The 18,328-nt window shown below is 63.0% G+C and carries 17 protein-coding genes; 4 read left to right on the top strand and 13 right to left on the bottom strand.

The features are described from left to right. Positions 1-14: 14 nt before the first annotated feature. On the bottom strand, positions 15-1,061 hold the full coding sequence (gene tdh, locus ACQCST_RS07875) for an L-threonine 3-dehydrogenase (RefSeq protein WP_426998724.1): 1,047 nt from the start codon (positions 1,059-1,061) through the stop codon (positions 15-17). A gap of 145 nt (positions 1,062-1,206) precedes the next feature. On the opposite strand from tdh, the gene ACQCST_RS07870 reads away from it, so the two are divergent. Then, positions 1,207-2,121 (top strand): LysR family transcriptional regulator, encoded by a 915-nt coding sequence (locus ACQCST_RS07870; protein ID WP_426998723.1) that lies wholly within the window; start codon positions 1,207-1,209, stop codon positions 2,119-2,121. 36 nt (positions 2,122-2,157) lie between these two features. On the opposite strand, the gene ACQCST_RS07865 is transcribed toward ACQCST_RS07870, so the two are convergent. The 10 genes from ACQCST_RS07865 to ACQCST_RS07820 all read right to left on the bottom strand — a co-directional run bounded on the left by ACQCST_RS07865 (position 2,158) and on the right by ACQCST_RS07820 (position 14,505). Continuing rightward, the gene (locus ACQCST_RS07865) at positions 2,158-3,354 is read right to left on the bottom strand and encodes a Gfo/Idh/MocA family protein (RefSeq protein ID WP_426998722.1); all 1,197 of its coding nucleotides are present in this window, start codon (positions 3,352-3,354) and stop codon (positions 2,158-2,160) included. A 100-nt stretch (positions 3,355-3,454) separates the two neighbouring features. After that, entirely contained in the window at positions 3,455-4,519 is a 1,065-nt protein-coding gene (locus ACQCST_RS07860; RefSeq protein ID WP_426998721.1) for a LacI family DNA-binding transcriptional regulator, read from the bottom strand. Between the two features lie 60 nt (positions 4,520-4,579). Next, a complete protein-coding gene (locus tag ACQCST_RS07855) occupies positions 4,580-6,247 on the bottom strand; it encodes a sugar ABC transporter substrate-binding protein (RefSeq protein ID WP_426998720.1) in 1,668 nt (555 codons plus the stop codon). Between the two features lie 69 nt (positions 6,248-6,316). After that, positions 6,317-7,240, bottom strand: a complete 924-nt coding sequence (locus ACQCST_RS07850; protein WP_426998719.1) for a carbohydrate ABC transporter permease — start codon at positions 7,238-7,240, stop codon at positions 6,317-6,319. A 30-nt stretch (positions 7,241-7,270) separates the two neighbouring features. Beyond that, complete coding sequence (locus ACQCST_RS07845; protein WP_426998718.1) at positions 7,271-8,350, bottom strand: ABC transporter permease; 1,080 nt, start codon at positions 8,348-8,350, stop codon at positions 7,271-7,273. A gap of 280 nt (positions 8,351-8,630) precedes the next feature. Beyond that, positions 8,631-9,254 (bottom strand): hypothetical protein, encoded by a 624-nt coding sequence (locus ACQCST_RS07840; RefSeq protein WP_426998717.1) that lies wholly within the window; start codon positions 9,252-9,254, stop codon positions 8,631-8,633. 182 nt (positions 9,255-9,436) lie between these two features. Then, positions 9,437-10,945, bottom strand: coding sequence for an Asp-tRNA(Asn)/Glu-tRNA(Gln) amidotransferase subunit GatB (gatB, locus tag ACQCST_RS07835; RefSeq protein WP_426998716.1), 1,509 nt, complete (start codon positions 10,943-10,945; stop codon positions 9,437-9,439). Continuing rightward, positions 10,942-12,561, bottom strand: a complete 1,620-nt coding sequence (gene gatA / locus ACQCST_RS07830; RefSeq protein ID WP_426998715.1) for an Asp-tRNA(Asn)/Glu-tRNA(Gln) amidotransferase subunit GatA — start codon at positions 12,559-12,561, stop codon at positions 10,942-10,944. The genes gatB and gatA overlap by 4 nt, the downstream gene beginning before the upstream one ends. A gap of 3 nt (positions 12,562-12,564) precedes the next feature. Beyond that, the gene (gene gatC, locus ACQCST_RS07825) at positions 12,565-12,861 is read right to left on the bottom strand and encodes an Asp-tRNA(Asn)/Glu-tRNA(Gln) amidotransferase subunit GatC (protein WP_426998714.1); all 297 of its coding nucleotides are present in this window, start codon (positions 12,859-12,861) and stop codon (positions 12,565-12,567) included. 144 nt (positions 12,862-13,005) lie between these two features. Then, positions 13,006-14,505, bottom strand: a complete 1,500-nt coding sequence (locus ACQCST_RS07820) for a CitMHS family transporter (protein ID WP_426998713.1) — start codon at positions 14,503-14,505, stop codon at positions 13,006-13,008. A gap of 183 nt (positions 14,506-14,688) precedes the next feature. On the opposite strand from ACQCST_RS07820, the gene ACQCST_RS07815 reads away from it, so the two are divergent. Beyond that, positions 14,689-16,464 carry an ATP-binding protein gene (locus ACQCST_RS07815; protein ID WP_426998712.1) on the top strand — a complete coding sequence of 592 codons (1,776 nt, stop codon included), beginning with the start codon at positions 14,689-14,691 and terminating at the stop codon, positions 16,462-16,464. Then, entirely contained in the window at positions 16,457-17,122 is a 666-nt protein-coding gene (locus ACQCST_RS07810) for a response regulator (RefSeq protein ID WP_426998711.1), read from the top strand. The genes ACQCST_RS07815 and ACQCST_RS07810 overlap by 8 nt, the downstream gene beginning before the upstream one ends. A gap of 53 nt (positions 17,123-17,175) precedes the next feature. On the opposite strand, the gene ACQCST_RS07805 is transcribed toward ACQCST_RS07810, so the two are convergent. Both ACQCST_RS07805 and ACQCST_RS07800 read right to left on the bottom strand, forming a co-directional pair. Continuing rightward, positions 17,176-17,559 (bottom strand): RidA family protein, encoded by a 384-nt coding sequence (locus tag ACQCST_RS07805; protein ID WP_426998710.1) that lies wholly within the window; start codon positions 17,557-17,559, stop codon positions 17,176-17,178. A gap of 34 nt (positions 17,560-17,593) precedes the next feature. After that, complete coding sequence (locus tag ACQCST_RS07800; RefSeq protein ID WP_426998709.1) at positions 17,594-18,106, bottom strand: GNAT family N-acetyltransferase; 513 nt, start codon at positions 18,104-18,106, stop codon at positions 17,594-17,596. Positions 18,107-18,158: 52 nt separating this feature from the next. Between ACQCST_RS07800 and ACQCST_RS07795 the strand changes: the two genes are divergently transcribed. Next, a complete protein-coding gene (locus ACQCST_RS07795; protein WP_426998708.1) occupies positions 18,159-18,290 on the top strand; it encodes a hypothetical protein in 132 nt (43 codons plus the stop codon). Positions 18,291-18,328: the final 38 nt, after the last annotated feature.

The following is an 18,328-nucleotide window of genomic DNA, read 5'->3' as shown; positions in this document are numbered from 1 at the left end:
GGCTCCTTGCGCTTTTAGAGTTCGGTCCAGTCGAGGACAACTTTGCCGCCGATGCCGGCGCGGGCAATGTCAAAGCCTTTTTCCCATTCGGTGGCCGGGAGCGTATCCGTGACCACAGCCGAGATGCCGGCATGCAGTACCGGGTTGGAGGACAGCATGGCACTCATGGCGTACCAGGTCTCGAACATCTCGCGGCCGTAGATGCCCTTCATGGTCAGCATATGTGTGACCACCTTGCCCCAGTCGATGTCGATTGCCTGGCTGGGCAGGCCCAGCATGGCGATCCGGCCACCGTGGTTCATGTTCTCGATCATTTCCGGCAGGGCAGTGGGGTGGCCGGACATCTCCATGCCGATGTCGAAGCCTTCACGCATGCCGAGCTCGCGCTGGGCATCCTTGACCCTCATCTTTGAGACGTCGATTGCCAGGTCCACACCCAGTTGCCGGGCCAGTTCCAGCCGGGGAGCCGAAACATCAGTGATGGCGATCTTCCGGGCGCCGGCATGACGGGCGACGGCGATTGCCATCAGTCCGATGGGACCTGCACCGGTGATCAGCACATCCTCGCCTACGAGCGGGAAGCTCAGGGCGGTGTGGACGGCGTTGCCGAAGGGATCGAAAATGGCGCCGAGTTCGGGCGTCACGGTGGGATCCTGGTGGACCCACACGTTGGTCTCGGGAATGACAACGAACTCAGCGAACGCGCCGTCGCGCTGGACGCCGACGCTGACGGTGTTGATGCACATCTGCTTGCGTCCGGCGCGGCAGTTGCGGCAGATCCCGCAGACGATGTGGCCTTCACCGGAAACGCGGTGGCCCACCTTGACGTCCATCACGTCCTCGCCGGTCTCTACCACTTCGCCGTAGAACTCATGGCCCGCAATCAGTGGTGCCTCGATGATGCCCTGCGCCCAGGCGTCCCAGGACTGGATGTGCAGGTCAGTGCCACAGATACCGGTGGTCATCACACGGATTTTGACGTCGCCGGGACCGGTTTCAGGCTCAGGGCGGTCAACCAACTCAAACCCGGCGTGCGCGCCGGCCTTGTACAGAGCCTTCATGGGCTTCCTAACTCTTGTTGCCGGGGCAGCTTGTGCCGCCGTCCTGTGGGTCAACTCACTTCATTAGAGCGACAAAAAAGCATTAGCACAACCGTAATTTTCTCAATCGACGATTTAGATCTTGCTTAGGTATAGAATCTGAGGCATGGAAATCCATCAGCTGGAGATGCTCCGCGAACTCGGCGCACTGGGCAGCGTCAAAGCCGTAGCGGAAACACTGCAGGTGACCCCGTCCGCGGTGTCCCAGCAACTGGCCGCGCTGCAAAAAAACGTGGAGGTTCCGCTGACCCGCAAGGAGGGCCGGAATCTGGTGCTGACCGGAGCCGGCCAGGTGCTCGCAGACGCAGGCGCCGCCGTCGTCAGCGCCATGGCGGACGCCAGAATGGCAATCGGTGCCTATCACGGCACGTCCGCGGCGCCCGTGACCGTCAGCGGTTTCCACAGTGCCGGCCAGGCATTGTTTGCGCCGTTGGCCCGGCTTCTGGATGCCCCGGGACAGCCGAAGGTGCTGCTGTCCGATGAGGATGTGGCGCAGCACGATTTCCCGGCACTCACCGCCCGCTACGACCTGGTGCTGGCGCACCGGATGGATCACAACCCGCGCTGGCCCGGGGAGAGGGTGGCTGTGATCCCGCTGGCCCATGAGCCCCTGGATGTGGCGCTGCCTGCCGGGCACCGGCTGGCCGGCCAGCGAACGCTGACAGCGGACGACGTCGTCGGGGAACCATGGGTGACCAGCCACACCGGATACTCCCCCGCTGACGTGTTGTCCGCTGTCGCTGCCGTTTCCAGCAAGGAACTGAACATTGTGCACCGTATCAACGACTACTCCACGGTGGCAGCGCTCGTGGCCGCCGGCGGCGTGATCGGGCTGCTGCCGAGGCACACCGCCAGGCCGGTGCTGAACCCCGGCATTGTGCTGCGGCCGCTGCAGGGCATCAGCACGCGCCGGCGGATCGACATTCTGGCGCGGCCGGAGAACCTGAAACGGACGTCGGTCATGATGGTCTGCGATGCGCTGCAGACCATCATGACCGGGTTGGTGGCTGGTGACCGGTGACCTGGCCAGTCAGGCTCAGCCACCCGGCTGAACCATTCAGACCGCTTGTGCGCTCCGGGCCGGCTGGCCGGCGTTGAAGTACTCCACGAGGTCCTGCGGCAACTCGGGGACTTCGCGGGCCGAACCGTCACTGCGCAGGGATTCCGCGGCCAGCACGCCAGCGGCCACAGACTGGCGGGCAGCGATGGGACTGGTCTGGGTCTGTCCGCCGAGGGCCGCGAACTCCAGGAACTCAGCGATCAGCCGGGGATCCGCGCCGCCGTGGCCGCCGTCTCCGTCGAGGATCTCAATGACCTGGTCCGGCTTCACGAACCCCGACGAGGTCCGGGTGGTCCAGACGTTGATCTTCTCACCGGGGCCGTCACCGAAGTTCTCGATCCGGCCCTTGGTGCCGATCACGGTGTAGTTCCGCCAGTAATCCGGGGTGAAGTGGCATTGCTGGTAGGAGGCCAGCACGCCGTTGTCCAGCACCATCTGCATCATGGAGATGTCCTCCACATCGATCACCGGGCTGAGCTCGGTCTGTTCCGTGGGTGGCCAGTTGTCCAGCGAGAACCAGTCGCCCATGCGCCGGCCGGTGTTGTCCCGGCGGTCCTTCACGTCACCGTAGACGGCAAGATCGCCGACGGCGGACACACGCTTGGTGTAGCCGTTCGCGAGCCAGTGGATGACGTCGATGTCGTGGGCGCCCTTCTGGAGCAGCAGCGACGTGACGTTCTTGCGCTCGGAGTGCCAGTCCTTGAAGTAGTAGTCGCCGCCGTTGCCCACGAAGTGCCGGCACCAGATGGCCTTGACCTCGCCGATGGTTCCCGCTTCGATCAGCTCGCGCATCTGGACCACCACCGGCATGTGGCGCATGTTATGCCCCACGTACAGCCGGGTGCCCGTTTCATACGCTGTCTGCAGGATCAGGTCCGCGGCCTCCTGGGTGATATCCAGCGGTTTCTCGCAGAAGGTGGGTATTCCGGCCTTGAGGGTTTCCACCGCCACCAACGCGTGCTTGTTGTCCGGCGTCAGGACCAGTACGGCATCGATACCGCTCGCCAACAGTTCATTGAGGTCCGCCGTCACAGTGGCGGTGGGGATCTTCTCCGCCGCATCTGCCCGGCCGCGTTCGCTCGTGTCGCAGACGATGGTGACCGCTGACCCCTGGCCTGGCTTGTGGACGTGCTTCCACAGACTTGCCCGCAGGCCGAATCCGACCAGGCCTACCTTCATGTCAACAGTTCCCATTACTAAACGCTTCCTCCTGCTTGATTGCGGCCCTCGGGCCGACATGCAGCCCCGACTGCACCCGGCCAGCGGGCACAGCGGGGCGTATAAATTCTCAAAACTATGGTGTGATGCTCTTCAACGGAGCGGATTCGCGGGCGAACAGCTGCCACGGGAAGTCCAATACCCCGGGGTCCTCATCGGCCCCCAGCGCACGGTCCAGCAGCAGCCCTGCCAGCCGGTCGAAGAAGTCCACCGGACCCACGGTGCTCAGGGACGGCGTCATCCGTTCGCCCTCCACCGTGTTGCCTACTCCGATGATGTCGATGTCCGTGCCCACCTTCAGCCCCAACCGCTGTGCGGCATTAATGGCGCTCACAGCCGCATAGTCGGTAGTGGCGTAAATGGCTGTGGGCGGATCGGCCAGCGAAAGCAGCCGGATGGTGGTGGCGTACGCTCCTGCAGATGTCCCGTCAAAGTCGCCCACGTACTCCTCCCGGAACGGCAGACCGGCGCTTCTTATCGCTTCGGTGTACGCCGTGAACCGCGGACCCGCCATTGCGCCGGCCACCGTAAGGCAGGCGACTTTCCGGTTGCTTCTCAACAAATGGCCAACAGCCAGTTCGCAGCCGGGTCCGGCAATGGACCGGATGACATCGAAGCCCGCAGGTTCCATGGACTCGTGGAACACCAGCAACTTGGTGCCCCGTTCAGCCAGCTGAAGGAGTGCTTTTTTGTCATCGCTCTGGACAGCATCCACAAACACCGCGTCGGCACTGTGGGTCTGGAGCACGGTGGCCCAGTCGGCGTCGGCAAGGATCATGGGAGTGATCCCCAGCGGGGCCGCAGCACGCTGTACCGCCTCGATGACGGCCAGCGCCCAGGGGTCAGACAGCATGGTCAGGGACAGGATGACGGTGTTGGTGCGCCCCGTCCGCATAGCCCTGGCGGCCTGGTTGGGTTGATAGCCCAACCGATCCGCCGCGTTCCTGACCCGGCTCACCGTTGCGTCCGAGACCCCTGGGCCGGAGTCCCCCCGCCGCCCGGAAAGCACATAGGAGACCGTCGCCGTAGACACTCCGGCTTCCGCGGCGACCATCCTTATGGTCGGCCGCAAGGCCACCCGGTTGCTCACCTTCATGATTCCCCCTGTGTGGACCGGCTGCAGTCCTTCGACTGCGACCATTTGCTGCTGTATGTCCGGGTGCGGCGGCGGCGCATCGGCCCCGCCGCCACACCCGTCATTCTATGAGTAGAAAACCGGCACGTCGGCCGGAAGTGCCGCCTGATATTCGTCGCGGATCTTGTCCCCGCCCTCGGACTTCCAGCGCTTGACGGCGTCCTTGAGTTCGTCGATCTTGGCCCGCCCGGTGATGATGTCGATGACCTTGTCGTTGATCTGCTTGTTGATCTTCGCTCCCACCTTGGCGTTCGTGTCCGAATACGTGCCGTTGGTCGGGTTACGCCACGCCAACTCGAGCAGCTTCTGCTCCTGGGAATGGACATACTTCGTGTCGTCGTCGAAGCCGGGGTTGAAGATGACGCTTTCCGGGCTGGACATGATGTTCAGTGCCGAGGCCAGTCCCGGGACATTGATGGCGCCGGACTCGCTCAGCTGCGGGTTGCCGCCTCCATCCAGCGTGTAGTCCTGGCCCGGCTCGCCGTAGTTCTTCTGCACATATTCAGTGGTGCCAAAGGGCGCCGACAGGTAGTTGATCAAGGCCAGGAGTTCACGGATCTTGCCTTCCTCCGCCTTCTTGAACGGGGTGAAGCCAACGGTGCCGTAGCCCATGTCATAGACAGGTTTGACCTTGCCGTCGGCGCTGAACGGAACCAGGATCTCAAACTTCGTGGTCTTGTTCATGGCGCGATAGCTCGCGACGCCGGTAGGTCCGACGGATACTTGGGCGGCCACGCTGCCGTTGGCAACGCGGTTGCGGATGTCCGTTGCCTTGGTGTCCGGGTAGAACACACCGGCGGCGAAGAGTTTTGCCGTGAACTCGAGAGCGGCCGTGTATTCGTCTGTCTCATAGCGGCTGACCAGTGTGCGGTCCTTGTTGACGCCCCAGCCGTTGGGGGTACCGAACCATTCGCCGACCATGTGCAGGGCATTGATGTACGCGGGTTCCAATGCGTACTTCTGCTCAGCCGGACGGGTGAGCTCCTTGGTCTTTGCAAGGAATTCATCTGCGTTGGCAGCGCCGAAGCCGCCAACCTTATCCCAGACGTCGTGGTTGCCGACGTACACCTGGCCGAACGGCGTACTGGGAATAGGAGCTCCCCAGATCTTGCCGTTGACGACGGCGGTCTTCCAGGAAGCCGGCTTCAGTGCGGCCAGATTGGGGTACTCCAGGACGGCGTCGCCGGAAAGGTACTTGGTGAGGTCCTGGAACTTGGCTTCCAGCATGGGCCCGATGTTCGGGATGCCCTGGTTCGGCGGAACCCACATCATGTCCGGGAGGTCGTTGCTGGCAAGGACGGTAGCGAACTTGGCCGGGTAGCCGTCACCGATGTCCTCGGCGATCTGGAGTTCCAGTTCACCGCCCAGCTTCGCGTTGAGCCGCTGCCAGAAAGGGTTGTCCTTCATGGCGGGGCTCATGGTGTCGAAGGTTTCGGTGAGTCCGGTGACCTTGCCTTTGAGGGGCGCGCTCTTGACGGACTGGACAGCGTCGGGCAGCTTGAAGAACGCTGACTGCAGTCCCTTTTCATTTCCCGGAATATCTGCCGTGAAGCCGGTGAATTCCTTGTAGGTGGGCAGCTTCACGGAAGAGGAGGCAGCGGCGCCTCCGGAACCGGAACCGCCTGCGCCGCCGGTGCCACAGGCGGCCAGGCCGGCTGTGGTGACCGCAAGTCCCGCGAGGCCCAGAAAACCGCGTCGGCTGAATCCAGCCCGTCCGGATGTAGTGCTCGTCATGGCATAGACCTTTCTAGTCTTTTTTTCAGTGTGTTGGTGCTGAAATTCATTGGGGGGAAGAGTGCGGGGCTAACCCTTGACTGCGCCGGTGATAACGCCCTTGGTGAAGTGCTTCTGCAGGAACGGATACACCATGAGGATGGGGACAAGAGCCACCACCACCACGGCCATCTGGATGGACTGCGGAGGCGGGGTGGTGGTGATGCCCAGCTGGTCCGCTGCGCCGCTGCCCTGGACCACGAAGTTACGCAGCAGCAATTGGATGGGCCATTTGCTGTGGTCGTTGATGTAGAGCAGGGCGTTGAAGAACGAGTTCCAGAAGCCCACGGCGTAGAACAGTCCCACGACGGCCACCACGGCTTTGGACAGAGGCAAAACGATCTTCCAAAGGATCTTCCAATCGCTGGCCCCGTCAATCCGCGCACTTTCGATCAGCTCACCGGGGATGTTCATAAAGAACGACCTCATCACCACAAAGTTGAAGGCACCGAAAATGCCGGGCAGGATCAGGGACCACAGTGAATCCAGTAAGCCGAGCTCACGGATCATCAGGAACGACGGGATGAGTCCCGGCGCAAACAGCAGGGTGAACAGGATGGCCAGGATGACCGGGCGGCCGAACAGGACCGAACGGCTGGTGGCGTAGGCCATGGTGATGGTCACGAACAGTGCCAGGAGGGTACCCACCACGGTAATGAAGAGGCTGACACCGAGGGACTGGATGACCATCGGTCCGCGGAAAATGACCTGGTAGGCCTCGAGCGTCGGCCTTTCCGGCCACATCACGAAGCCGCCGGCAGCCACCAGCTGCTCGTTATCAGCGAGCGAGGTTGATACGACCAGCAGGATAGGGGCCAGGATGGAGATGCTGAAGAGCACCAACACCACAGCCTTGATGGTCTGGTAAAGCGCTGACGGCTTTTCTTTCCAGACAGGCCGGATGGAATCTTTGCTCAGCCCGGAAGCCTTTTTTGTAAACAATGTCGTAGCCATGTGAGTCTCCTTGTGCGGCGCCGGTTACGGCTAGCCGACCTTCTTCGCAAAAATTCCGTCTTCACCGAACTTGTGGGCCAACTTATTGGCACCCCAGATCAGCAGCAAGCTCACCACACCCTTGGCCAGGCCGGCGGCGGCACCTGAGCTCCACCCGCCGCCCACAATGCCGGTGTAGTAGGTGAATGTGTCAAGGACTTCGGCGGCGCCGGCGCCTACGGCATCGCGCTGCAGGATGAACTGTTCAAATCCGACAGACAGGATGTCGCCGATCCGCAGGATGAGCAGCAGGACGATCACCGGACGCAGACCGGGAAGAGTGATGTGCCAGACTCTGCGCCAGCGACCGGCGCCGTCGGCGGCAGCAGCTTCGTAGAGGGAAGCGTCGATACTGGCGAGGGCCGCGAGGAAGATGATCATGGCCCAGCCGGCGTCTTTCCAGATCATCTGGACCACCACCAGGACCGGGAAGGAATCCGGGTTGGTCATAAACGGAATGGCGTCCATGCCCAGGTGACGCAGCGAGTTGTTGATGAATCCCGCTCCGCCGAGCATCTGCTGGAAGAACGCGATGACCAGCACCCAGGAAAGGAAGTGCGGAAGGTACGCGATGCTCTGGAAGATCTTGCGGACCTTGGAACTCATCAGTGAATCCACGATCAGAGCGAGGACCAGCGGCACCGGGAAGAGGAACACAAGCTGCCAGGCAGCCAGATAGAGCGTGTTCCAGAACGCTTTGACGAAGTCCGGATTGACGAACAGGTCCGAGAAATTCTGCCAGCCCACCCACAGGCTGTCCCCGATGCCCAGATACGGCTGGTAGTCCTGGAACGCGATGACGTTCCCGATGATAGGGACGTAGAAGAAAAGCAGCAGGAACAGGACTCCCGGCACCATCATCAGCAGCATCTGCTTGTCACGGCGAAGCCGGCTTTTCAGGCTCTTCTTATGAACAGGCTGGCTCAACGAACTGGGCTGCAGGGAACTGCGCTTCCTGCCGGACGTCCGAGACCTTCCAGGCTTGGGCGTCGGCGTGCTGCCGTTTGCCTCCAATGCCTGGACGCGGTCCTGTGCCGGCACCGCCGGCACCTCCTCCGTCGTCGAGTTCATGCTCTCTCCTCGTTAAATGCGGTCACAGTCCAAAACAGTGTTCTTCTGGTTGTGTGATGTATGCCACGTTCGTTAACCGTTTAACAAAGCGTAAGTGATCGGCATCTCATTTGCAAGAAGTTGATTGAAATCCGACATAAACATCATGTTTCGTCACTTGCGACCGTTTATCCTCAGGGCGCAGCGCGCGCTTAAAGCCCAACTGGGTCGCAGTTAATGTCGTTTTGAGCGCTCAAAACGACATTAACTGCGACCCAGTTGGGTGTGAGTGGCCCTGCAATTACTGCTCTTTGGAATCCTTGGCCTTGCCGTGCCCCAGGCCGAGGCCCTGGCTGTGTCCCATGCCCCGTCCGAGGCCAAGCCCCATGCCAGGACCGTCCACGGCACCAGCCAGAATGTGAAGCGCCGTCACATCGGAGCCATTCCTGTTTCCGGCTATCCTCACGGAGTCACCGGAATGCAGGTCAGCCGCGGTGGCTTGGGATGGCAGTAGCCGCTTTCCGTCGTCGCCCTTGGCTGGAGTACCGTCGGCAGCCGGCGCGGGGATCTTGACGATTTTTGTATCCGCAGTGATGGTGTAGTTCTGGCTGAAACCGTCTTCGCTTTTGACAGTGATGGCAGAATCGCTGACAGATTCCACGGTGCCCTTCTGCCTCAGTTGGGTCTCAAACGTTCCGTCGGGTTTTTTGACCACACGTTCGCTGTGCAGTTCCTGGGAATGCTGGCTCTTGTCCGGGCGTACTTTCGCCTGCCCGCTGTCAGCGGACGGACCGGCGGACGACGGCGACGGGGTTGGGGTATCGCCGGCCGCCCAGACGACAGCGGCCCCAGCGCCCGTCAACGCTACGGCAACTGTGCCGGCAAGGAGTGCCTTGCGGATTTTCAGCGGCTCACGAAGCGACATGGCGTTCCTCTCATGAAACCGGCCCGGGCACCGGCACCCTGAATCACCAGTCTACGGCGCGGAGCCGAAAGTAAACATGGGAACGTGGCCACCGATTAAGGCCCAACTGGGTCGCCGTAGATGTCGTTTTGAGCGCTCAAAACGACATCTGCTGCGACCCAGTTGGGTGAAAGATGAAAGCGTCAGCCTTCGACGCCGAGCTTCGCCAGGATCAGCTCCTGCACGCGGCCGGCATCAGCCTGGCCGCGGGTAGCTTTCATCACGGCGCCCACGATGGCGCCGATGGCCTGCCTCTTGCCGCCGCGGATCTTTTCGGCAACGTCTGGCTGCGCTGCGAGAGCGGCATCGATGGCTTCCAGGAGCGGGCCGTCGTCCGAAACCACCGCCAGTCCACGCTTCTCCACGATCTCCGCCGGTGTGCCGTCGCCCGCCAGAACGCCATCCAATACCTCGGTGGCCATTTTGTTGTTGATCTTGCCGTCTTCCACCATCTTGTTCAGCTCAACAATGGTGTGCGGTGCAACACCGAGCTGGCCGGGATCCACGTCCGCGTTCTTGGCGCGGCCCACGATCTCGCCCATCCACCATTTGCGGGCGACCGAAGCGGTGGCCCCGGCAGCTATGGTTTCCTCGATCTCATCCATTACACCGGCGTTGACGACGTCTCGGAATTCCAGGTCCGAGTAGCCCCAGTCGCTCTGCAGCCGCTTGCGGCGTTCGGCGGGGGGCTCGGGCAACGTGGCACGCAGCTCCTCCACCCATTCGCGGGACGCCACAATCGGCACCAAGTCCGGCTCAGGAAAGTAGCGGTAGTCATCGGCGTCGGACTTTGGACGTCCGGAGGTGGTGGTGCGTGTGTCCTCGTGCCAATGCCGGGTTTCCTGAACAATGGGCTGGCCCGAATCCAGGACGGCAGCGTGCCGCTGGATTTCATAACGCACAGCATGCTCGACGGCGCGAAGCGAGTTAACGTTTTTGGTTTCCGAACGGATGCCGAAACGTTCGCGGCCGTGCGGGCGCAGCGAAACGTTGGCGTCGCAGCGCACATTGCCTCGTTCCATTTTGGCGTCGGACACACCCAGGTTCTTGACGATCTCCCGGACGGCCGCAACGTACGCTTTGGCGAGCTCGGGCGCCCGCCAACCGGCGCCCTCGATGGGCTTGGTGACGATTTCCACGAGCGGAACGCCCGAACGGTTGTAGTCCACCAGCGAGAAGTCCGCGCCCTGGATCCGGCCTGAGGAGCCGCCCATGTGCGTCAGTTTCCCGGCGTCTTCTTCCATATGCGCGCGCTCGATTTCGACACGGAACACAGTGCCATCAGCGAGCTCGATGTCCAGGTACCCGTCGTACGCAATCGGGTCCTCGTACTGGGAGGTCTGGAAGTTCTTGGGGGTGTCCGGGTAAAAGTACTGCTTCCGGGCAAAGGTACAGGATTCGGCGATCGTGCAGTTCAGCGCCAGGCCGATCTTGATGGAAGACTCGATGGCCTTCTTGTTCACCACGGGCAGGACGCCCGGCATGCCGAGATCCACCTCATTGACGTTGGTGTTGGGCTCGTCACCGAAGACATTGGGTGCGGAGGAGAACATCTTGGTTTTGGTGTTGAGCTCAACGTGGACCTCAAACCCCAAAACGGGATCGTACTTCTCCATCGCCTCTTCGAAGCTCAGGGTTGCATCAGCGCTCATTTACTTGCCTCCAGGGATTCGGCCGTCTCGACAAGCCCGGCCAACGGGGCCTCGGACAACACGGGGGCCCTGTCCAGGATGGGACCGCCCCACTTCGCCTCCAGCAGCGATTCAAGAACGGCGCCCACACGGTACAGCCGGGCGTCCTCACGTGCCGGGGCAAGGAGCTGGATGCCCACCGGCAAACCGTCCTCGTCAGCCAGCCCGCCCGGCAGGGAAAGCCCGGGCACACCGGCCATGTTCGCCGGGATGGTGGCGACATCGTTGAGGTACATGGCCAGCGGATCGTCCAGCTTCTCCCCCAGCTTGAAGGCCGTGGTGGGCGCAGTTGGGGAGATCAGGACATCTGCCTTGGCAAAAGCGGCTTCAAAATCGCGCTGGATCAGAGTGCGGACCTTCTGCGCGGAGCCATAGTAGGCGTCGTAGTAACCGGCGCTCAGCGCGTAGGTGCCCAGGATGATGCGGCGCTTGACTTCGTCTCCGAAGCCGGCGGCACGCGTGGCTGCCATCACGCGTTCGATCGTCAATGGTGCGTCTTCCGGCAGAACGCGAAGGCCGTACCGCACGCCGTCGAACTTTGCCAGGTTCGAGGAAGCCTCGGAGGGCATGATCAGGTAGTAAGCGCCCAGCGCATACTTAAAGTTGGGGCAGGAAACCTCAACGATTTCGGCACCGGCCTGCTTGAGTAGTTCCAACGACTCGTTAAAGCGGTTTTCGACGCCGGCCTGATAGCCCTCGCCGTGGAGCTCCTTGATGATGCCGATCTTCATGCCGTCCACGTTGCCCAGGCTCGCGGCGGCAACGAGGTCCGCCAGCGGGTCCGTCAGGGATGTGGAGTCGAAGGGATCATGTCCGCCGATGACTTGGTGCAGAAGGGCCGAGTCCAGGACCGTCCGTGATACGGGGCCGATCTGGTCGAGCGAGGAAGCCATGGCAATGGCCCCGTAGCGGGACACGCCGCCGTACGTGGGCTTGACACCCACCGTTCCGGTGACGGCGCCGGGCTGGCGGATGGAACCGCCCGTGTCCGTGCCGAGGGCCAGCGGGGCTTCGAAAGCGGCAACGGCAGCCGCAGAGCCGCCGCCGGAACCGCCGGGGATCCGGTCCAGATCCCAGGGGTTGCGGGTGGGGCCGTAGGCCGAGTGCTCCGTGGAGGAACCCATGGCGAACTCGTCCAGGTTGGTCTTGCCCAGGATCGGCATCTTCGCGGCGCGGAGCCGCTTGACCACGGTGGCATCGTACGGGCTGTGCCAGCCCTCGAGGATTCTCGAGCCAGCCGTGGTGGGCTGGCCGATGGTGACGATGAGATCTTTGACGGCGATGGGCACACCTGCGAGCGCATGCAGCTCCTCCGCGGCGGCGCCGCCGGCGGCACGGAGGGAGTCAACCCCTGCGGCGACGGCCAGCGCTTCGTCCGTATTGACGTGCAGGAACGCGTGGATCCCGCGGTCGCCACCGTCAACGGCGGCAATCCGGTCCAGGTGTGCCCGTGTGACCTCAACTGCAGAGACCTCGCCCGCGGCGAGCATAGTGGCCAGCTGGGCGGCGGAACGCCGGATCAGCTGGTTCTTATCGGAAGCGGTGCCGTGTGAATCAGTGGAGTTCAGTTCAGTCATGTTCTAGCCCTCATCCAGGATTGCCGGGACCTTGAAACGGTTCTCATCGGAATCCGGAGCGCCGGACAGGGCCTGCTCGGCCGACAGCGTGTGACCCACCACGTCTTCGCGGAACACATTGCTCAGCGGGATGGGGTGGGACGTGGCCGGGACGTCGTCTCCGGCGGCTTCACTGACGGATTTGACTGAATCAACGATGACGGCGAGTTCGCCGGCCATCCTGTCCAGCTCTTCGGCACTCATCTCAATGTGAGCGAGCCGCGCGAGATGCGCGACGTCGTCACGGTTGATCGCAGCCATGGATCTCCCCTGCAAGTTTTGAATTGTTTTCCGAACCAGTCTAATGGGCAAACGTCAGTGCCCGCCTGACGACCCCCAGCGGGCGTCAGACGGGCACCTCGGTGCCCTAACCAGGCCAAAGACCCGGCCGCAGGCAGCTTTAGACTAGCCGATACCGATGGCTCCCGTCAGCATTCCCACGCCGAGCATCATCAGGGACACCACAGCGGTGCGCCACAGAACTCTCTTGTGGTGGTCCCCCAGATCAACTTTGGCCAGCGAAACCAGCAACAGAATGGCGGGCACCAGAGGGCTCTGCAGGTGGAAGGGCTGGCCGGTGATGGATGCCCGCGCCATCTCCGCGCCGCTGATGCCGTAGTGCCCGGCCGTCTCGCTCAGGACCGGAAGGACGCCGAAGTAGAAGGCGTCGTTGCTCATGAAGAAGGTCATGGGAATGCTCAGGATGCCGGTGATGACGGCCATGGACGGGCCCATGTCTGCAGGAATGATGGACACCAGCCACGTGGACATGTCCTTGACCATCCCGGTGCCGTTAAGGACTCCGGTCAGTACGGCGGCTGCCATGACCATGCTGACGACGGCCACGATCGACTGCGCGTGCGCCACGAGCTGGGCGCCCTGTTCCTTGAGATTGGGGAAGTTCACCAGGAGTGCGATGGCCGAGCCCACCATAAACACAAACGGCAGGGGTACCAGATCGGCCACCAGCATGACCATCAGTGCCACTGTCAGGCCCAAGTTGAACCAGAGCAACTTGGGCCGGAGGGTGCTGCGGTCGGGGTCCAGGGCAGTGTCAGCCATGGCTGTGTCCCGCCCGTCGACGAGAACCTCGGGGCGGTCCACTACCGCTACCGAGGAACGTCCGACGGCGGTGCCGGAGCCGGAGGAGCCGGGACGGGAGGAGTTGCGGAGGCCGCCGCTGAGGAAGCTGCCGCGGCCGGCACGGCTGGTTCCGGTGCCGCCGTCGGAGGCTCCGCCGTCGAACGCGTCTGCGGAATCTGACGCAGTGCCCCAGATTTCGGGGGCAACGGCGCGGAGACGGTTACGTTCCTGCAGTCCCAGCAGCCAAGCGAAGACAAAAACAACCGCCAGGCCGGCAATGAGCGACGGGATCATGGGGACGAAGACCTCGGACACGCTGATCTTGAGCGCGGAGGCGGCGCGGGCTGTGGGGCCGCCCCACGGCAGGATGTTCATGGTCCCGTTGGCCAGGCCCGCAACGCAGGTCAGGACAACCGGGCTCATTTTCAGGCGCAGGTAGACCGGGAGCATGGCGGCGGTGGTGAGGATGAAGGTGGTGGAGCCGTCGCCGTCCAGGGAAACCGCGGCGGCCAGGATTGCGGTGCCGAGCACCACCTTGGCGGGGTCGTTCCCGAGCTTGCGGAGGATGAAACGCACCAGCGGATCAAACAGTCCGACGTCGATCATCACTCCGAAGTAGATGATGGCGAACATCAGGAGCGCCGCAGTGGACGTCATGGACTTCATGGAATCCAGAACCATGCCTCCGATGCCCAGTCCGGCGCCGGCGAACAGCCCGAACACGGTTGGAACGATGATCAGCGCCAGCACCGGCGTCAACTTCTTCGTCATGATCAGCACCATGAATACCGCAATCATGGCGAATCCAAGTAATACCAGCACGGCCGGCTCCTTCTTTGTGAACGGCATCACGGCAATGTGATGCGCGCTACAGACGCTATGGTGGCGCCCGTCACGGCAGTGCCTTTGCTTGATTTGATTGGCATACTGCTAGTTGGGAGCATTCTGCTCGTTTTGCTCACAGGCTCCCGGGACAGCCAACGCTGACGGCAGTTAAGGAGAATCATGAAGCACCCCGCCGCCAGACTGCGGTTTTCCACGCAGACCCTGCTCCTGCAACTGGGCGTGGTGCTGCTGGTGGTCTTGCTAAGCGGCGCCGTCCACGTGTGGCTGAGCTACGACAGGCTGGGACGCGATGCCGAGAACCAGGCACTCACCCTGGCCAGGACCGTCGCCTCGGAGCCTGCTGTCAGGCAGAACGTGAGCGCCATCAGCAAGCAGGCGGGGACTCCCCCGCCCGCCGAACTGCTGAATGGACCGCTGATGGCCGCGGCGGAAGGGGCCCGGAACCGGACGGGCGCCCTCTTTGTGGTGATCACCGATGAAACCGGGCTGAGACTGGCCCATCCGGATGCGGACCGGCTCGGCGAAAAAGTCAGCACCGACCCCTCCGATGCCCTGGCCGGCCAGGAAGTCATCACCCGGAACACCGGAACGCTGGGGCCCTCCGCGGGAGCCAAGGTCCCCGTCCATGCTCCAGACTCGCTGACCGTGGTGGGTGAAGTCAGCGTGGGCTATTCCATGGAATCCATCGGACAGAGCCTTGTCAGGGACCTCGGCCCGATCGCCCTGACCGCCGCCGGAGCCTTGCTGGTGGGGGTGTTGGCCAGCTTCCTGCTGCGGCAGCGGCTGCAACGGCTGACGCTCGGCCTGGAACCCGAGGAGATCAGCACCCTGGCCCATGACCAGATAGCAGTGCTCCAGGGCGTGCACGACGGCGTGATCGGCGTTGCTGCCGACGGCCGGATCAGCGTCTTTAACGCTGCCGCCCAACGGCTGCTGGGCCAGCCGGACCTCGCCGGAACGCCCTGGATGCCCTCGCCGGTTCCCGGGCAGCTCAAGTCCCTGACCCGGGCGGACGCAGGCGAAGCGGATGCGCTCGAGCTCGTGGTAGGCGGTCAGGTGCTGGTGGCGAGCGCCCGGAAGGCGCTGCACCGGAGCGAGGACCTGGGTTGGGTGATCATGCTCCGCGACCGCACCGAACTGCAGCACCTCACCCGGCAGCTGGACGCCGTGGGCACCATGTCCACAGCGCTCCGGGCCCAGCGGCACGAGTTCGCCAACCAACTGCACACCATCGCCGGTTTCATCAGCATCGGCGAGCATCAGCAGGCACGTGATTACCTGGCGCGTCTGGCTGCCACCGGCCCGCTGAAGTTTCCCGTTGATCAGGCCGAGCTCCTCCAGGATCCGTACCTGCAGGCCTTTGTTGGAGCCAAAGGCGTAGAAGCCGATGAACGCGGCGTGACTCTGCGGATCGGCCCGGAAACCTTGGTCCGCGGCCACGTCACCGAACCGCAGGACGTCACCACCGTTCTCGGCAATTTGATCGACAACGCGGTCAACGCGGCCGTGGCCGGCTCGTCAGCCGAACGCTGGGTGGAGCTGGAACTGCTGGACGAACCTGGCGACGGGGCAGGCACACTGCACATCGTTGTCGCCGATTCCGGGGATGGACTGTCCGGCGCTGGGCCGTCCGGCGATGGATTGTCCGGCGCTGTTACGCCGGAGGCGGTATTTGCTGAAGGATTCACGACGTCGGCAAGCACTGGCCGTCCCGGCCGTGGGGTCGCCGGCATTGCCGTTTCCGGGCACGGCTTGGGGCTTGCTCTGGCCCGGCAGCTTGCCCGGCGCAGGGGTGGCGACGTTACGGTCCTGGAACCCGGCACAAAAGGCGGTCCGGGCGCCGTCTTTATGGCGACTCTCCCCCGGACCACTTCAGGGCTACCGGCAACAGCATTGAAGGATGCGACTCCATCAGGAAAGGACAACGATGTCTGAGGACTTCAGGGTGCTGATCGTTGACGACGACTTCCACGTCGCGAAACTGCACGCCACCTATGTGGACTCCGTGGCGGGCTTCCTGGCGCTGACGCCTGTGGGCTCGGCGTCGCTGGCCATGCAGGCCGTCCACAGCCTGCGACCGGATCTGGTTCTCCTGGACGTGTATCTCCCGGATGCCTCCGGACTTGACCTGCTGCACCAGCTGGACGTGGACACCATGATGCTGAGTGCCGCCTCGGACAGCACGTCCTTGCGGCTGGCCTTCCGCCGGGGCGCCCTCGGATACCTGTTGAAGCCTTTTACCGCCGAGTCCTTGTCCCAACAGCTTCGTTCCTACGCACGGTACCGGCGCATCCTGGCCCAGCCAGGCACAGTAGGTCAGGAAACGGTGGAACGTGCCAAACGGGCTCTCATCCCTGGTGACGTCGCCCCGTCCGCCAAACCACGTTCCGCAACCGAGGCCGCCGTGCTGGAATCGTTGCTTCCCGGGGAACAGTATTCGGCGGCGGATGTTGCCGGACGGGTTGGGGTTTCCCGGGCCACCGCCCAGCGGTACCTGTCCTCGCTAGCCGATGACGGCGCCGTCGACATCCAGTTACGCTACGGGACCACAGGCCGTCCGGAACACCGCTACCGACTCCCGGCGCTCCCCTGAACATCCGAGTCACTTGCACCGGACCACCGTCGAAGCGGGCTGGATTTGCTCTCCTAGTCCGGGCTCCGCTGCGCCACGAGTTCAATCTCCACCAGCATGTCCGGGTCAAGGAACGGCAGGACATGGACCAGGGACAGGGTGGGGCGGATGTCGCCGAAGACTTCGCCATGGGCACGGCCGGCGTCTTCCCACTTGCTGATGTCCGTCAGATACAGCTTGGACTGCACTACGTCAGAAAAACTGAACCCGGCATCTGCCAGTACTGTTCCGAGTTTCGCCAGGATGTACTGCGTCTGGGTGTAGAAGTCATTGCCAACGATTCCGTTCTCACCGCTGGCGGCGGTAGCGGAAATGTAGAGCGTATTCTCCACCTGGACCGCACGGGAATAGCCGAGGGTCTGCTCCCAGACGGAGCCGGTGCCGAAGGTCTTGCGCATGCTGGGCCTTTCGCTGCTGCGGGTCGGCACCACTTTAGAGCTGCTGGACGTCCAGCCGGTAAACCTGCAGCTTTATGTCAGTGTCAGGGACGAACCAATCGCGGTCGGGGACGCGCTGGAACCCGGTCTTCGTGTACAGGCCGTGCGCGCTCTCCCACGTCATCCCCGTGGTGAGGGCTACGGCGTTGATGCCTTCGCTGGATCTGGCATGCTCAATGATCGCCTCCACCAGCGCCCTTCCGGCACCGCTGCGCTGCACCGCCGGATCCACCACCAGCATACGGAATTCAAGTTCATCGTCCAGGGCAATGTCTGCGTACGGCTCGCCGGCAACGGCCAGAGTCACGGAGCCCACAACCTGGCCCTCACGTTCAGCCACCCAGATGATCGCCTTGCCGGCCCGCTCCGCCACCTGCTGGATCTGCCTGATGTAGGGATGATCGGCATTGTCAAAGTAGCCAGCCGCAAGGTAGGCATCCCGGGTGATCCGGGCTACGGCGTCGTAGTCTGCCTCGACGGCGGGACGGATAAGTATCTGGGGTTGCACTCATCCATGGTAGTAGCGGCAGGGCTGCCTCCGGCGCGAAATAGCTCTTTCCGTGATTGAACTATCACTCGGCCAAACGGGCGGAATCCATGACCATCTGCCCCTGGACCGCCAGCTGCCGGCTGATTTGCCGGACGAGGACTCCATCGAGGGCGCAAATCAGTCCCGGATCCAGGCAGGGTGAGCCTTGCTATGACGTACATTGCCCCGCGGTAACTTGAA

This window comes from Pseudarthrobacter sp. N5 (assembly GCF_050157035.1).
Taxonomy (GTDB): Bacteria; Actinomycetota; Actinomycetes; order Actinomycetales; family Micrococcaceae; genus Arthrobacter.
This window is presented reverse-complemented; position numbering and strand designations above follow the sequence as displayed.

Excerpts from the sequence above, each read along its gene's own strand:
- tdh (WP_426998724.1), bottom strand. The coding sequence starts at position 1,061 with ATGAAGGCTCTGTACAAGGCCGGCGCGCACGCCGGGTTTGAGTTGGTT.
- ACQCST_RS07870 (WP_426998723.1), top strand. The coding sequence starts at position 1,207 with ATGGAAATCCATCAGCTGGAGATGCTCCGCGAACTCGGCGCACTGGGC.
- ACQCST_RS07865 (WP_426998722.1), bottom strand. The coding sequence starts at position 3,354 with ATGGGAACTGTTGACATGAAGGTAGGCCTGGTCGGATTCGGCCTGCGG.
- ACQCST_RS07860 (WP_426998721.1), bottom strand. The coding sequence starts at position 4,519 with ATGGTCGCAGTCGAAGGACTGCAGCCGGTCCACACAGGGGGAATCATG.
- ACQCST_RS07855 (WP_426998720.1), bottom strand. The coding sequence starts at position 6,247 with ATGACGAGCACTACATCCGGACGGGCTGGATTCAGCCGACGCGGTTTT.
- ACQCST_RS07850 (WP_426998719.1), bottom strand. The coding sequence starts at position 7,240 with ATGGCTACGACATTGTTTACAAAAAAGGCTTCCGGGCTGAGCAAAGAT.
- ACQCST_RS07845 (WP_426998718.1), bottom strand. The coding sequence starts at position 8,350 with ATGAACTCGACGACGGAGGAGGTGCCGGCGGTGCCGGCACAGGACCGC.
- ACQCST_RS07840 (WP_426998717.1), bottom strand. The coding sequence starts at position 9,254 with ATGTCGCTTCGTGAGCCGCTGAAAATCCGCAAGGCACTCCTTGCCGGC.
- gatB (WP_426998716.1), bottom strand. The coding sequence starts at position 10,945 with ATGAGCGCTGATGCAACCCTGAGCTTCGAAGAGGCGATGGAGAAGTAC.
- gatA (WP_426998715.1), bottom strand. The coding sequence starts at position 12,561 with ATGACTGAACTGAACTCCACTGATTCACACGGCACCGCTTCCGATAAG.
- gatC (WP_426998714.1), bottom strand. The coding sequence starts at position 12,861 with ATGGCTGCGATCAACCGTGACGACGTCGCGCATCTCGCGCGGCTCGCT.
- ACQCST_RS07815 (WP_426998712.1), top strand. The coding sequence starts at position 14,689 with ATGAAGCACCCCGCCGCCAGACTGCGGTTTTCCACGCAGACCCTGCTC.
- ACQCST_RS07810 (WP_426998711.1), top strand. The coding sequence starts at position 16,457 with ATGTCTGAGGACTTCAGGGTGCTGATCGTTGACGACGACTTCCACGTC.
- ACQCST_RS07805 (WP_426998710.1), bottom strand. The coding sequence starts at position 17,559 with ATGCGCAAGACCTTCGGCACCGGCTCCGTCTGGGAGCAGACCCTCGGC.